We start from the raw sequence: 13,895 nt of genomic DNA on the forward strand, positions 1-13,895 counted from the left end.
GCGTCAGCCAACGCGTGGTGGTGGAAGCCGGTGTCACCGATAGCTGGTGGAAATATGCCGGCAGCCATGGCAAAATCGTCGGCCTGGACCGTTTCGGCGAATCCGCACCGGCAGGCCAACTCTTCAATGAGTTCGGCTTTACCGTGGATAATGTCGTCGCCAACGTCGAAGCAGTGCTTTAATTAAGACCGTATATACCGGCTTTTGCGGACTTTGTCCGTGGAAGCCGGCGTTTTAATAATAGAGTAGGTAATCACAATGAAAAAAACACAATTGAACCAAGGAATGCTCGTTGGGTTATTATTAGCAACCTCTGCTGTTAATGCGCAGGATTATCCCGCCGCTGATTTCCAGCCAAAAGTGTTGTTCAGGGACGAGTCGGTTGTCGTTGAGTCAGCGGCGACTGCGAACAGCTTAGCAGTTCCTTGTGTTAATCAGGCTGATACCGCGAAGCAAGATGTGGTAGCGGAAGTAGATCCTAAATATCCGGCTAGCAGTTTTCAGCCAAAAGTGATTTTTAGCGAAAGTAACTAAGAATAAAAATAAATGATTGTGGCCAGTTATTGTAATGGGCGCGTTAGGTAATAAAGAAGGTGTAAACAACCCTAGTGTTGTTGCGCACAACATTAATTCATTCAGGAGTATTCTCAAATGAAAAAAAACAGTTTGATGAATAGCTTATTTGGCATTTTGCCGCCTTTGTTTTTCGATAAGCCGTCCTTGGGTGGTGCAGTCGAAGCTAGAGGCGCTGCCAACGAAGAAGGCGCTCAATTGACTGGCGTTGCCCGCTATCTAAAAAAACTTGAGCAAACAGGCGTTGAACGGTATTTGGCGCAGCTGCAAGCGTTTGAAGATGCCAATAAGCCAGTTATTGAAGAGCCCGTGCCCGAGCCTGAGGAAGAAATTCAGGTTGAGGAGGCCGTGTTAGAGGATGTCGAAGAAGATGTCGTCGACGAGATGTTTGAAGCGATTGTCGAGCCCGAAGCGATAATTGAGCCTGAGCCTGAGCCTGAGCCTGAGCCGAGCGGAGTTGAGAAATATTTATCGCAACAAAGTGAGAACCCTATCACGCGGGTCGCTAAATATTTGCTTAAGCAATCTATTTTATCGCGTGAAATTCCGGTTACCGGCGTTGCTAAATACGTCACCAAGCAGGAATACGAGGGTCATGTGGTGACTGGAGTCGCCAAGTACGTGACCAAGCAAAGCATGCGTGAAAGCGCGGCTCCAGGTGTTACCGGGGTGGCTAAATATGTGCTAAAAAATGAATTGCAAGCAAAGGACGCGCCTTTGGCGACGGGTGTCGCCAAATATGTCAGCAAACAAACCCTGCTCGCTAAAGATGCGCCAAAAGTTACCGGTGTTGCCACTTATATAAAAACACTTGAAAAAACGGAGCACGAGCAGGTGCCCGCTACCGGCGTGGCCAAATTTGTTGCGCAGCAGGCTCTGGCAGCCAAAAAAGCCGCGGCCGCAGAGCTTGTGGCACGTTATCGGGAACAGGAGGCTAACATGCAAGCAGAAAAAGCCCGGCAACAGGCCGAGCAAGCTGAATCGTCTCGGGAAGGTAATGAGGCGGTTGAGGAAATCTTTGAAGGCTCGCGTGTCGCTCAATATATTGCCAAACAAGCAGCGTCCGACATTGCTAAACCTACCGGAGTGGCTAGATATTTGGCTAAACAGATCCAATTGCAAAGCCAGTTAGAACCCATGAGCGGCGTTGCCAAATACCTGGCCAAACAAGCGACTTTGGCTAGACGGCAGGCACCCCAAACCGGAGTGAGTAAATACTTGGCAAAGCAGATTTTAGTTGCCAAGCCGATAGTCTCCGTTAGCTCCGTCAGCAAGTATCTGATGCGCCAAGAGTTGCAAGATAAAGAAGTCGCGGAACTAACCGGTGTGGCCAAATATATGTCCAAACAAAGTGTGTTGGCTAAGGACGTTTCACCCGTTTCCGGGGTAGAGCGCTATATGGTTAAACATGCTCAAGCCGATGATGCGGGTTTTGTTAGGACAACTGGCGTGGAGAAGTATCTGCGTAAACAAAGCTGATCTTTGCCGCAGCTATATCGAAGAAACCAATGCTCTGAAAGGAGTATTGGTTTTTTTTTGGCGGTCACCGGGCTGAAAAATGGTTTTAGAGTCTGCTGCCATTCTCAAACTGGTTTATGATGTAATTTTGTAAGACTTATCCAGGGATTCGAATGTTTCGCCAGTACATATTTAGTCTGATATTTATCGTGCCGGGCTTAGTCTGGGCCGAGCAAGCATTGGAAGAGCCGCCCGCAGTGCCGGAGCCTCCGGAATTGCCCCCGCGCATTCAATCCGGGGAGGAAATGGAGCCAGACATTACCATTATCCGCAAAGGTAAGGATACTATTCAGGAATACCGTAGAAATGGAAAGCTGTACATGATTAAGGTACAGCCTCAAGTGGGGCCGCCTTACTACCTATTAGACAAAGATGGGGACGGTGTGATGGATGTAAAAAAGAACGACCTGGATAGAGGCACCAATATTAATCAGTGGTTGCTGTTTGAGTGGGACTAATTAGCGCCGCTGCCCTGATACGACAAGCAGGGCGGCTTGCCGGCGTCGATATTTGAAAACCGGCTCATTCAGATACTTTTAGTAACCAGCCGCCTTCTGCGTCGCATCTGCTGGCTTTGGATTTAAGGGATACGGAAATGCGAACTACTGAATTTTTAATCTCCACCGGTAGCTTGCCTTTCACCAGATAAAAAGTGTCTTTGTCCTCAATCGTTATCTCAATGGGCTGTTGTTTGATACTGACGTGAATGTGGCTCGGGCCGTTACTGCCCGAGGCCGCAAATGAGAACTCCGTACCCGGTGCCACAACGGCTAAATGTTCGGGTGTGTATCTGCTTATTTTGGCTTTGATGCAATCCGCGCTTCCACTACTGCTTCCTCCGCCATGGCCGCCATGGCCGCCCGTTGATTGCGCCATGCCGATGCCGCTAAAGCTAACGGCGCAAAGCGTCACTAAAATTTTGATAATCTGCACGAAGGTCTCCTTATTGTTATTCTTGTAATTGTAGGGGCATTATAGGGCTTGCTTGAACAACTTTGAATCATGTAAATGGGAAAGTGGGTTGCTAAGCCTGGTATCGTGACCTTGCTGTAGGTTCTGGTTTTGCAAGTGTCAGAAATAGTTGATGTTTTAGGGTAATTTGATTACATTGGTTCGGCGTTGAAATACGCCGTATTCACAATAATAAAAACGGGACGGGATTATGTTGTTTTTGGCTAAATTATTTGGGGTTCTTACTTTGGTCTGGTTTTATCTAACGGCCAAAAATTATAACGCACCTTTGATCAATTGGTCTGTAATCGGTTTGATAGGTTACTGGTTGACATGGTGGTTGGCGAAAATGTTACTAGTAGTGCCGTTAGCGGGGTTGGTGCCTAAACATTCAGTCGTGGAATTTTTGTTAACGCAAATGCCGGTTGTCTGCGCCGTTGCAGCCTGTTATTTGATCAGAAAAAGATTGATCGCTAGTTTACCCAGTGCGGAATAATCCCAAAATCGCGCTGATTACTGGATCGGCAAAGCGCATCGGTGCAGCCTGTGCGCGTTTGTTGCATGCGCATGGCTACAATATAGTTTTGCATTACCACACATCAACTCAGCCAGCGCATCGGCTGGCTGAGGAATTAAATGACTTGCGAGCGGAGTCGGCTTATTTGGTTTCGGCAGACCTATTAAAGTTGGATCAAGTTCGGGCGTTAGCCGAGCAAGCTCTGCGTGCCTGGGGTGACTTGGATGTGCTGGTTAATAACGCATCGCTGTTCTACGGCGGACAATTGCGTGATGTTGTTGAGCGCGACTGGGATAATTTATTGGGTAGCAATCTTAAAGCGCCTTTTTTTTTATCCCAAGCGTTAGCGCCGTCCTTGCTGAAGCGGCAAGGATGTATTATTAATATTGCGGATATTCATGCGGAAAAAGGTTTATTGGGTTTTCCCGTATACAGCATCGCCAAGGCCGGACTGGTTGTGATGACTAAATGTTTGGCCAAGGAATTGGCGCCTGATGTAAGAGTGAACGCTGTGGCTCCGGGAGCAATTTTATGGCCGGATCAGTCTAATAGCGACGCGCAAAAAATCGAGATTTTACAAAAGGTGGCGTTGCAGCGTTGCGGGGAGGTTGAGGATATTGCTCGAGCGGTCAGGTATTTAAGTGATGATGCGCCCTATATGACCGGACAGGTTTTGACGGTTGATGGTGGTAGAACGCTATATACCTAGTTCCAGTTTGGCCTGATTTTAGTTTGTTTCGCTTGGGATTTGTCGAAACGCCGCCAAAGGTCTGCATACGTTTCGTTTGTAATGGGGTGTCTTTCGTTTCCGGCTAATTCGGCAAGTGGTTCCAGCACAAAGGCATAGCGTTCAATTTCATCTCGGGGGATTTGCAGGCGGCCATCGTTAATGACTTGATTACCGTACAAGATCAAATCTAAATCCAACGTGCGGGCCGAGAATTTCTGCGATTCCCGGGTGCGACCGTGATCCAGTTCGATTTGCCGCAATGTTTTTGCAATTTCTTTAGCGCTAAGGTCGGAATCGAAGCCCACAATCAGGTTATAAAAGCTGTCGCCAACGAAACCAACCGGCTCGGTTTCATAGACGCTGGAGAGCCCCAGCGCGCCAAAAACCAGCTCCAGCGCTTTTAAGCTGGAGGGAATGTGGGTATCTTTATCGATGTTGCTGCCGATGCTGATATAAGCTGTTGGCATGTTATATCTGTCCGCGTTCTATGATAATGCCGACATCGCGTGCCCGGCTAATAGCGCCTTTTTTATTCAGAACGATTTTTACCCACGGTATGGGAAATTCGTTCAGCAGAATTTTGGCGATTTCTTCGATCAGTGTTTCCACCAGATAAAACTCGCTGGCTTCCATAAAGGCGACAATGCGGTCGGAAACGGTTTTGTAATCCAGGGTGTGGGCGATATCGTCCGTGGCGGCGGCTTTCTTAATATCAAAAGCCATTTCAATGTCCAGGATAATCTTTTGCTTGATGCTGCGTTCCCAATCGTAAATGCCTATCACGGTATCAACTTCAAGGCCGCCTAAAAAAATGATGTCCATTAGTGCTTTCCGGTTATTATATTTTTGTAATATCAGTATCGAGTAAATGGCTCGACTGTACAAGTCCTGATGAGAGAGGTTGATTGAATGTTGGAATGGTTACTCGTGCCTTTGGCTTATTTAACCGGTTCGGTTTCCAGTGCGATTATTGTGTGTCGAATGATGGGGCTGGCGGATCCAAGGGAAAATGGCTCGGGCAATCCCGGTGCGACGAATGTGATGCGCATTGGCGGAAAAAAAGCCGCGGCAATTACCTTGGCGGGTGATGCATTAAAGGGTTTGATCCCGGTTGTGTTGGCGAAAATGGTAGGTGTGGACAGTTTGGTTTTGTCTTTTGTGGTATTCGCGGCGTTTTTGGGGCATCTATATCCGCTGTTTTTTGACTTTAAAGGTGGAAAAGGTGTTGCGACATCCTTGGGGGTGACGCTTGGCGTGGCCTGGTCGCTGGGTTTGGCTGTCGCGGCAACCTGGTTTGTGGTTTATAAAGTAAGCAAAATTTCATCGTTGTCGGCGTTGGTGGCGGCAACAGTGGCGCCGTTATATGTGTGGTTGATCGTTGGCGATAGCAATTTGATCGTGGTGTTTGCATTGATATCGCTGATGTTGTTGTGGCGGCATAAAAGCAATATTCAACGCTTGTTGGCGGGCGAGGAATCGTAAGCTATGCCTTCAGCAATTCATTCATAGGCCAGCGAGGGCGGGCAAAAATTTCGAGGGTCTGTGTTTGGCCCTTCTGTAATCGCAGGCAGCCGGCGTAAGCAATCATTGCCCCGTTATCGGTGCAAAATTCCGGGCGGGGGAAGAAGGTTTCCGCGCCTGCTTTTTTGCTCATCTGTTCTAGCTGGCGGCGGATTTCTTGATTGGCGCTGACGCCGCCCGCGACGACTAAACGACTTAAACCGGTTTGTTGTAGGGCGCGTTTGCACTTGATGGCAAGCGTTTCGGCCATCGCCTGTTGAAACGCGAAAGCTATATCGGCTTTGTCCCGCTGCGATTGGTTGCTGGTATTGTAGGTGTTTAAAGCAAAGGTTTTTAGGCCGCTAAAACTAAAATCCAGTCCAGGTCTGTCTGTCATGGGGCGGGGGAATTTGAAGCGCGGTTTGCCTTGGTCGGCCAGATTCGACAGCGCTGGGCCGCCCGGATAATCAAGTCCAAGCAGTTTGGCGGTTTTATCAAAGGCTTCCCCGGCGGCGTCGTCGAGGGATTCTCCCAGCAGAGAATAACGGCCCACGCCGGATACTTCAATCAGCAAGGTGTGCCCGCCGGAGATCAGCAACGCAACAAAAGGAAATTGTGGTGGTAGTTTTTCCAGCATCGGGGCGAGTAGGTGTCCTTCCATGTGATGTACGGCAATGGCCGGTATTTGCCAAGCCCATGCCAAACTGCGAGCAGTCGCGGCGCCGACCAGTAAAGCCCCCATTAATCCCGGGCCTGCTGTGTAAGCAATGCCGTTAATATCGGACGAACCTAACTGGCTGTCCCGTAAAATCTGGTTGATGAGTGGGATTAATTTTCGGACATGGTCTCGGGATGCCAACTCCGGCACTACCCCGCCGTATTCGTTATGTGTCTGTATTTGGCTGTGCAAGGTGTGGGCGATTAGTCCTTTTTTGGCGTGGTAAATGGCAACGGCGGTTTCGTCGCAAGAGGTTTCTATGCCTAAAACGTACATTAATTTTTTGAATAAAAGTAATTTGTGGGTATAATCCGTCGGTTTTACAGGGCTTGTTTTTGCCTGACGATTTTTTAAGATACTAACATAATTCGGATTTTTGATAATGCCATCAGTTAAAGTTAAAGAAAACGAACATTTCGATATCGCTATTCGCCGTTTCAAACGTGCCTGTGAAAAAGCGGGTGTGTTGGCGGAAGTACGGCGTCGTGAATTTTATGAGAAACCAACCACCGAGCGTAAGCGTAAAGGTGCCGCAGCCGTTAAACGCCATTTGAAAAAATTGGCGCGCGAGCGTTATGCATTGAAAAACCTGCGTCGCGGTCGTCCGCAAACTTAAGGTTGTCCGATATGGAGTTGTTAAAAGAGCGTATCAAGGAGGATATGAAAGTCTCAATGAAGAGTGGCGACAAAGCTAGATTGGGCGTGATTCGCATGATGCTGGCGGCCATTAAGCAAATTGAGGTTGATGAGCGTGTTGAGTTGGGTGACGATCGAGTGCTGGTTGTGCTCGATAAAATGCTAAAGCAGCGACGCGAGTCTATCAAGCAGTTTCGTGATGCCAATCGTATCGATTTGGCGGAAATAGAGGAAGCTGAAATTCAGGTAATTCAGGATTTCCTGCCGCAAGCCTTAACGGAAGCGGAGATCGATGTCATGGTGGCTAAAGCTATTGCCGACGTTGGGGCGGCATCGATCAAGGATATGGGGGCTGTTATGGCTATCTTGAAGCCGCAAATGCAAGGTCGTGCTGATATGGCTGTTGTCAGCGGAAGAATTAAGGCTGGCTTTTCAGCGTAAGCCTTCATCCTTTGTCGGTTATATGCCCGGCAGAATTCCTAAGCAGTTCATCGATGATTTACTGGTGCGGGTCGATATTGTTGATCTGATCGATTCGCACGTACCGCTCAAAAAAACCGGCAGCAACTATGTTGCCCGTTGTCCGTTTCATAACGAAAAAACCCCTAGCTTTTCCGTCAATCGTAATCGACAGATGTATCACTGTTTCGGGTGTGGGGTCAGTGGTAATGCCATTAGCTTTCTAATGGATTATAGTCATTTAGGGTTTGTTGAGGCGGTAGAGGATTTAGCTGCTTTTGTCGGTGTGGATGTGCCGAGGGAGGAAGGGAAGGATTCTTCCGTTACCGATAAAGAAAGCCTCTCCAGGGTTTATGCCGTGCTTGAACAGGTCGCAGCTTTTTATTCCGAGCAATTGCGTAGTGATGAAGGGGGGGCGGCGGTCGATTACCTTAAGGCGCGGCATGTTAGTGGTGATGTTGCTCGGGATTTCGGTCTGGGCTTTGCGCCTCAAGCTTGGGATGGCTTGGTGGGGCGATTTGATAGACAAACGCTGATTGATGCAGGTATGTTGGTCGTGCGTGACGACGGCAAGGTTTACGACCGGTTTCGCGGGCGGTTGATGTTTCCTATTCGCGATAAGCGTAAGCGCGTGGTGGGTTTTGGTGGGCGAGTGCTGGATGATAGTTTGCCGAAATACCTCAATTCGCCGGAAACAGCGGTTTTTTCCAAAGGCAAAGAGCTTTACGGCTTGAGTGAGTTGTTGCGAAAAAGCAGCCGTCCCGGACGTATTTTAGTTGTTGAAGGGTATATGGATGTGATTGCGTTAGCGCAATATGGCATTACCAATGCGGTGGCCGCCTTGGGTACTGCGACATCCAAAATTCAGATAGATTTGCTGTTTCGATTTGCCGCGGAATTAGTGCTTTGCTTTGATGGTGATAAGGCTGGGAGGCAGGCGGCATGGAAAGCGGCAGAAGCTGCTTTGCCCGCGCTGAAAGACGGGCGGCAAATCAAGATTATGCTATTGCCGCAAGGGCAGGACCCCGATTCTCTGGTTAGGTTGGAGGGGGTGTCCGGTTTTCAGGCAAGAATAAATGACGCGATGGTCTTATCTGATTATTTTTTCGAGACTGTGATTGGGCAGTTGGATTTGTCGACTATTGAAGGGCGGTCGCAATTAATGGCGGCGGCTAAGCCGCAGCTGGAAAAAATTCCATCCGGTTTTTTTAGAGACATGATGTGGCGGCGATTAGGTGAATTGACCGCGTCAAGATTGGTGGATGTTCCTGAAAATACGGCTACACTTAGGCCACGGAATGAAGGAAAGTCGGGGAAGTCAAATCAAAAAAGGCCAAGCTTGGCGCGGCGGATTTTAGCGTTGCTGATTCAGCATCCCCATTTACAGCAGGTGGCTGTTCGGCGGGAGTTAAGCCTGGATGGCCTGCAATATGCCGGCCAGGAATTATTGGATGATGTTTTAGGCAGAATTGCCCTTGAAAAACCAGAAAATGGCGCAATCTTGTTGGAAGCTTATCGCGGGTCGTCTTATGAAAAGATGGTCACAGCGTTGGCTGGTATGGAGCTTAATGTGCCTGAAGGTGGGGAGGAGGCTGAGTTTGCAGGTGCTTTAACCCAGTTGCGAAGGCAGGCGAGGCAGGAAAAATTGGGCGGATTATTGGCGAAGGAGGGCCGTGACGGACTGACTATAGAAGAAAAGCAGGTATTGCGGACATTGCTAAAAGAAAGTTTGTAGATGATTGTATTGTCATTTGCTGCTATAATGGCCTGTTCTGCGGCGCCTGGTGCTGAAACGTATTGTGAGTAAAGAATGAATCAAGAACAACAGCAATCCCAACTGAAACAGCTGATAGCTAAGGGCAAGGCGCAAGGCTATTTAACCTATGCCGAGGTTAACGACCATTTGCCTAGCGACATCATCGATCCCGAGCAGATTGACGATATTATCGGCATGATCAATGACATGGGTATTCAGGTGTACGAGGTTGCGCCTGACGACGACGATTCCCTGATTACTGCCGATACGGTTGTTTCCGCCGACGACGACGAAGAAGTGGCTGAAGTAGCGGCATTGGCTTCCGTCGATAGCGAATTTGGCCGCACCACCGATCCGGTACGGTTATATATGCGCGAAATGGGTTCCGTTGAGTTGTTGACGCGCGAACAAGAGCTAAAAATTGCCAAACGTATCGAAGAAGGCCAACGGCAAGTGGTGGTAGCCGTTGCCCGTTCCGGATTCATTGTGGATTCGTTTATCGAAACTTTTTCTAGTGTGGCTGACGAAGAGTCAAGCACGCGTTTGGGCGATTTGGTGCAAGGTTTTGTCGATTATAGCGATATCGATGCTGTGGAAGTTGATGAAATCGAAATAGAAGCGCCATCGGATGATGCCGATGACGAAGAAGTTAAGGTTATCGACTATAGCGAAGTCAAAGAAAAAGTCGACTTGCTGAAAAAGTCTCTAAAATCCGCGATGGCGGCGGTAAAAAAACATGGTTACGGTCATGATAAATCCGAGAAAGCTTTCGATGCGCTGAGTGAGATTTTTTCCCAGTTCAAATGGACGCCGCAGTACCTAAAAAGAATGACTTCTATTGCTGACGAACTGATTGCGTCAATCCGCGAGCAAGAACGGCAAGTAATGGATGCTTGCGTTAAAAAAACCAAAATGCCACGCCGGGATTTCATTAATGCCTTCACCGAAAATGAAGCGCAATTGAACTGGCTGGATCAGTTTATTCAGGATAATCCTAAATATGCCGATGCGCTAAACGCCAACCGGGAAAAAATTCAGCTTGCCCAGCAGAAGTTGGCCGACATCGAAGCGCAGCATGGTTTGAGTATCGCCAATTTAAAAGGCATTTGCCGCAATATTTCGCTAGGCGAGGCTAAGGCTAGGCGCGCTAAGAAAGAAATGATAGAGGCTAACCTGCGTTTGGTGATATCTATCGCTAAAAAATACACCAATAGAGGTTTGCAGTTCCTGGATTTGATTCAGGAAGGCAATATTGGCTTGATGAAGGCCGTGGATAAGTTTGAATATCGCCGTGGTTATAAGTTTTCAACCTATGCAACGTGGTGGATTCGTCAGGCCATTACTCGTTCAATTGCGGATCAGGCCAGAACCATCCGGATTCCAGTGCATATGATCGAAACCATCAACAAACTTAATCGCGTCTCCAGACAGATTCTGCAAGAGATGGGCCGGGAAGCGACCCCGGAAGAATTGGCCGAGCGCATGGAAATGCCGGAGGACAAAATCCGCAAGGTCTTGAAAATCGCCAAAGAGCCGATTTCCATGGAAACGCCGATTGGCGACGATGAAGATTCGCATTTGGGTGATTTTATTGAAGATTCCAAGATGCTATCGCCGGTAGAATCTGCTACAATCGCCGGCCTTCGCGAGTCGACACAAAATGTTTTGGCAGGTTTGACTGCCCGAGAAGCGAAAGTGTTACGTATGCGTTTTGGTATCAACATGAATACCGACCACACTCTTGAAGAGGTGGGTAAGCAATTTGACGTTACCCGGGAAAGGATTCGTCAGATTGAGGCCAAGGCGCTTAGAAAATTACGTCATCCATCAAGGTCGGAGCAATTGCGCTGCTTCCTGGACGGAGAATAAGAAGCCGGGCCCTTAGCTCAGTTGGTTAGAGCTTCCGACTCATAATCGGCAGGTCGTAGGTTCAAGTCCTACAGGGCCCACCATAATACCTAAGGCCGTTTAAAACGGCCTTTTCTATATTCACACTATTTAATCGTGAGGTGTGTCACCGTGAATAACAATTATCTTTTTACCTCTGAATCCGTATCCGAAGGCCATCCCGATAAAGTAGCCGACCAAATTTCCGATGCGATCGTCGACGCCCTGTTGGAGCAAGATCCGCGTTCCAGAGTGGCATGCGAGACCTTGGTTAAAACCGGGATGGTTATTCTGGCTGGTGAAATTACCACCAATGCCTGGGTGGACACAGAAGAATTGGTGCGTAAAGTTGTATGTGAAATCGGCTATGACCATGGCGACATCGGCTTCGATGGGAACAGTTGCGCAGTCTTAAACGCGATTGGTAAACAATCGGCGGATATCGCCATGGGTGTGGACGAGTCGGACAATCACGAACAAGGCGCCGGTGACCAAGGTTTGATGTTCGGCTATGCCAGCAACGAAACCGACGTCTTCATGCCCGCTCCGATTACCTATGCTCACAGATTAGTGGAGAGACAGGCTCAACTGAGAAAAAACAAAACCTTGTCTTGGTTGCGTCCGGATGCCAAAAGTCAGGTAACTTTCCGTTACGAGAATAATAAACCGGTTGCAATTGACGCAGTGGTACTATCCACCCAGCATGCGCCGGAAGTCGGCGGCAAAATGCTGGAAGAAGCGGTTATGGACGAAATCATCCTGCCGACCTTGCCGCCAGAGTGGTTACATAAAGACACTAAATATTACATCAACCCGACCGGCCAGTTCATTATCGGCGGTCCGGTGGGCGACTGCGGCTTGACCGGTCGTAAAATCATCGTTGATACCTACGGCGGCATGGCCAGACATGGCGGCGGAGCATTCTCCGGTAAAGATCCTTCGAAAGTGGACAGATCGGCTGCCTACATGGCTCGTTACGTAGCGAAAAACATTGTTGCCGCCGGTTTGGCGGAGCGTTGCGAAATACAAGTGTCTTACGCCATCGGTGTGGCCGAACCTACTTCAATTAGCGTTGAAACTTTTGGCACTGGAAAAGTCGAAGAGGCGCGTTTGGTGCAAATCATCCGTGAGCATTTCGATTTAAGACCCAAAGGTTTAATCACGCAATTGGGCTTATTGAAACCAATTTACCGTCCAACAGCGGCCTACGGACATTTCGGACGTAACGAAGTCAGCTTTAGCTGGGAAAGAACCGACAAAGCCGAAGCGTTAAAAGACGCCGCCGGCATTTAAACTTTAGGGAGCTATACTAATGAGTCAAACCGATTACAAAGTCGCCGATATTAGCTTGGCGGATTGGGGCCGGAAGGAAATCAACATCGCCGAAACCGAAATGCCGGGTCTGATGGCTTTGCGTGCTGAATTCGGCGCGCAACTGCCCTTAAAAGGCGCGCGTATCGCCGGTTGTTTGCACATGACCATCCAAACCGCGGTACTGATCGAAACCCTGACTGCGTTGGGTGCGGAAGTGCGTTGGTCGTCCTGCAACATTTTCTCGACCCAGGATCACGCAGCGGCGGCGATCGCCGCGGCCGGTGTGCCGGTATTTGCCTGGAAAGGCGAAACCGAAACCGAAGCCGAATGGTGTATCGAGCAAACCATCCTTGGCCCTAACGGCTGGCGTCCGAACATGATTCTGGACGACGGTGGCGACTTGACCGTGATGATGCACAATAACTTCCCCGAGTTGATGGCTGATGTGAAAGGCTTATCGGAAGAAACCACTACCGGGGTATTACGTTTGACTGAGATGGTTGCCAAAGGCACCCTGAAAGTACCTGCTTTCAACGTCAACGACTCGGTCACCAAATCCAAATTCGATAACCTGTACGGTTGCCGCGAGTCCTTGGTTGACGGTATCAAACGCGCGACTGACGTGATGGTAGCCGGTAAAATTGCAGTGGTATGCGGTTACGGCGATGTGGGTAAAGGCTGTGCGCAATCGCTGCGCGGCTTGGGTGCCACCGTTTTGATTACCGAAATCGACCCGATCTGCGCCTTACAAGCGGCTATGGAAGGTTTTCGTGTGGTCACCATGGACGAAGCAGCGCCGATCGCCAATATCTTTGTCACCGCGACCGGTAACTTGAGCGTCATCACCCATGAGCACATGAAAGCCATGCGCGACCAGGCGATCGTCTGCAATATCGGCCATTTCGACTCAGAAATCGAAATCGCCGCTATTCGCCAGTACACTTGGGAAAACATCAAGCCGCAAGTCGACCATGTCATCTTCCCGGACGGCAAGCGCATCATCGTACTGGCCGAAGGCCGATTAGTGAACCTGGGTTGTGCCACTGGTCACCCTAGTTTCGTGATGTCCAATTCCTTCTGTAATCAGGTATTGGCGCAACTGGAATTGTGGACCAATGCCGGCAGCTACGAAAACAAAGTTTACGTATTGCCGAAAAAACTGGACGAAAAAGTCGCCCGTGCGCATTTGGCGCAAATCGGAGTCAAGCTCACCCAGTTAAGTGCGGAGCAAGCGGCTTATATCAACGTGCCTGTCGAAGGGCCGTATAAACCCGATCATTACCGTTACTAAACATTTAAGCGACTCAATAAAAGGGGCTGAAAAGCCCCTTTTTCA

Annotated in this window: 16 protein-coding genes and 1 tRNA gene; 13 read left to right on the forward strand and 4 right to left on the reverse strand. The window is 49.0% G+C overall.

The genetic code is table 11. From position 1 onward, the window contains the following. The 4 genes from M0R33_RS18255 to M0R33_RS18270 all read left to right on the forward strand — a co-directional run. On the forward strand, positions 1-182 hold a 182-nt coding region (locus tag M0R33_RS18255), incomplete at its 5' end, for a hypothetical protein (RefSeq protein ID WP_292572625.1). A 76-nt stretch (positions 183-258) separates the two neighbouring features. Next, positions 259-534 (forward strand): hypothetical protein, encoded by a 276-nt coding sequence (locus M0R33_RS18260; RefSeq protein ID WP_292572628.1) that lies wholly within the window; start codon positions 259-261, stop codon positions 532-534. Between the two features lie 117 nt (positions 535-651). Continuing rightward, entirely contained in the window at positions 652-2,052 is a 1,401-nt protein-coding gene (locus M0R33_RS18265; protein WP_292572631.1) for a hypothetical protein, read from the forward strand. A gap of 152 nt (positions 2,053-2,204) precedes the next feature. Then, on the forward strand, positions 2,205-2,549 hold the full coding sequence (locus tag M0R33_RS18270; RefSeq protein WP_292572634.1) for a DUF2782 domain-containing protein: 345 nt from the start codon (positions 2,205-2,207) through the stop codon (positions 2,547-2,549). A gap of 64 nt (positions 2,550-2,613) precedes the next feature. Here M0R33_RS18270 and M0R33_RS18275 read toward each other — a convergent pair whose 3' ends face one another. Continuing rightward, on the reverse strand, positions 2,614-3,024 hold the full coding sequence (locus tag M0R33_RS18275; protein WP_292572637.1) for a hypothetical protein: 411 nt from the start codon (positions 3,022-3,024) through the stop codon (positions 2,614-2,616). A 503-nt stretch (positions 3,025-3,527) separates the two neighbouring features. On the opposite strand from M0R33_RS18275, the gene M0R33_RS18280 reads away from it, so the two are divergent. Continuing rightward, positions 3,528-4,268 carry a pteridine reductase gene (locus M0R33_RS18280; protein WP_292572640.1) on the forward strand — a complete coding sequence of 247 codons (741 nt, stop codon included), beginning with the start codon at positions 3,528-3,530 and terminating at the stop codon, positions 4,266-4,268. On the opposite strand, the gene folK is transcribed toward M0R33_RS18280, so the two are convergent. Next, entirely contained in the window at positions 4,265-4,756 is a 492-nt protein-coding gene (gene folK, locus M0R33_RS18285) for a 2-amino-4-hydroxy-6-hydroxymethyldihydropteridine diphosphokinase (RefSeq protein WP_292572642.1), read from the reverse strand. The two genes, M0R33_RS18280 and folK, sit on opposite strands and share 4 nt — an antisense overlap. Position 4,757: 1 nt before the next feature. Further along, a complete protein-coding gene (folB, locus tag M0R33_RS18290; protein WP_292572645.1) occupies positions 4,758-5,111 on the reverse strand; it encodes a dihydroneopterin aldolase in 354 nt (117 codons plus the stop codon). An 87-nt stretch (positions 5,112-5,198) separates the two neighbouring features. Between folB and plsY the strand changes: the two genes are divergently transcribed. Continuing rightward, on the forward strand, positions 5,199-5,771 hold the full coding sequence (gene plsY / locus M0R33_RS18295; RefSeq protein ID WP_292572648.1) for a glycerol-3-phosphate 1-O-acyltransferase PlsY: 573 nt from the start codon (positions 5,199-5,201) through the stop codon (positions 5,769-5,771). Between the two features lies 1 nt (position 5,772). Here plsY and tsaD read toward each other — a convergent pair whose 3' ends face one another. Next, positions 5,773-6,783, reverse strand: coding sequence for a tRNA (adenosine(37)-N6)-threonylcarbamoyltransferase complex transferase subunit TsaD (gene tsaD, locus M0R33_RS18300; RefSeq protein WP_292572651.1), 1,011 nt, complete (start codon positions 6,781-6,783; stop codon positions 5,773-5,775). A gap of 106 nt (positions 6,784-6,889) precedes the next feature. Between tsaD and rpsU the strand changes: the two genes are divergently transcribed. The 7 genes from rpsU (at position 6,890) to ahcY (ending at position 13,850) form a co-directional block, all read left to right on the forward strand. Continuing rightward, complete coding sequence (rpsU, locus tag M0R33_RS18305) at positions 6,890-7,123, forward strand: 30S ribosomal protein S21 (protein ID WP_013817466.1); 234 nt, start codon at positions 6,890-6,892, stop codon at positions 7,121-7,123. Between the two features lie 11 nt (positions 7,124-7,134). After that, positions 7,135-7,584, forward strand: coding sequence for a GatB/YqeY domain-containing protein (locus tag M0R33_RS18310; RefSeq protein WP_292572655.1), 450 nt, complete (start codon positions 7,135-7,137; stop codon positions 7,582-7,584). 22 nt (positions 7,585-7,606) lie between these two features. Further along, the gene (gene dnaG / locus M0R33_RS18315; RefSeq protein WP_292572798.1) at positions 7,607-9,337 is read left to right on the forward strand and encodes a DNA primase; all 1,731 of its coding nucleotides are present in this window, start codon (positions 7,607-7,609) and stop codon (positions 9,335-9,337) included. Between the two features lie 75 nt (positions 9,338-9,412). Beyond that, positions 9,413-11,227, forward strand: a complete 1,815-nt coding sequence (gene rpoD, locus M0R33_RS18320) for an RNA polymerase sigma factor RpoD (RefSeq protein ID WP_292572658.1) — start codon at positions 9,413-9,415, stop codon at positions 11,225-11,227. A 6-nt stretch (positions 11,228-11,233) separates the two neighbouring features. Further along, positions 11,234-11,310 (forward strand) — tRNA-Ile (locus tag M0R33_RS18325). Between the two features lie 67 nt (positions 11,311-11,377). Next, complete coding sequence (gene metK / locus M0R33_RS18330; protein ID WP_292572661.1) at positions 11,378-12,538, forward strand: methionine adenosyltransferase; 1,161 nt, start codon at positions 11,378-11,380, stop codon at positions 12,536-12,538. A gap of 19 nt (positions 12,539-12,557) precedes the next feature. Beyond that, a complete protein-coding gene (gene ahcY, locus M0R33_RS18335) occupies positions 12,558-13,850 on the forward strand; it encodes an adenosylhomocysteinase (protein WP_292572664.1) in 1,293 nt (430 codons plus the stop codon). The last annotated feature ends 45 nt before the right edge of the window (positions 13,851-13,895 follow it).

The organism is Methylomonas sp. (assembly GCF_023228165.1).
In the GTDB taxonomy this organism is placed as follows: Bacteria; Pseudomonadota; Gammaproteobacteria; order Methylococcales; family Methylomonadaceae; genus Methylomonas.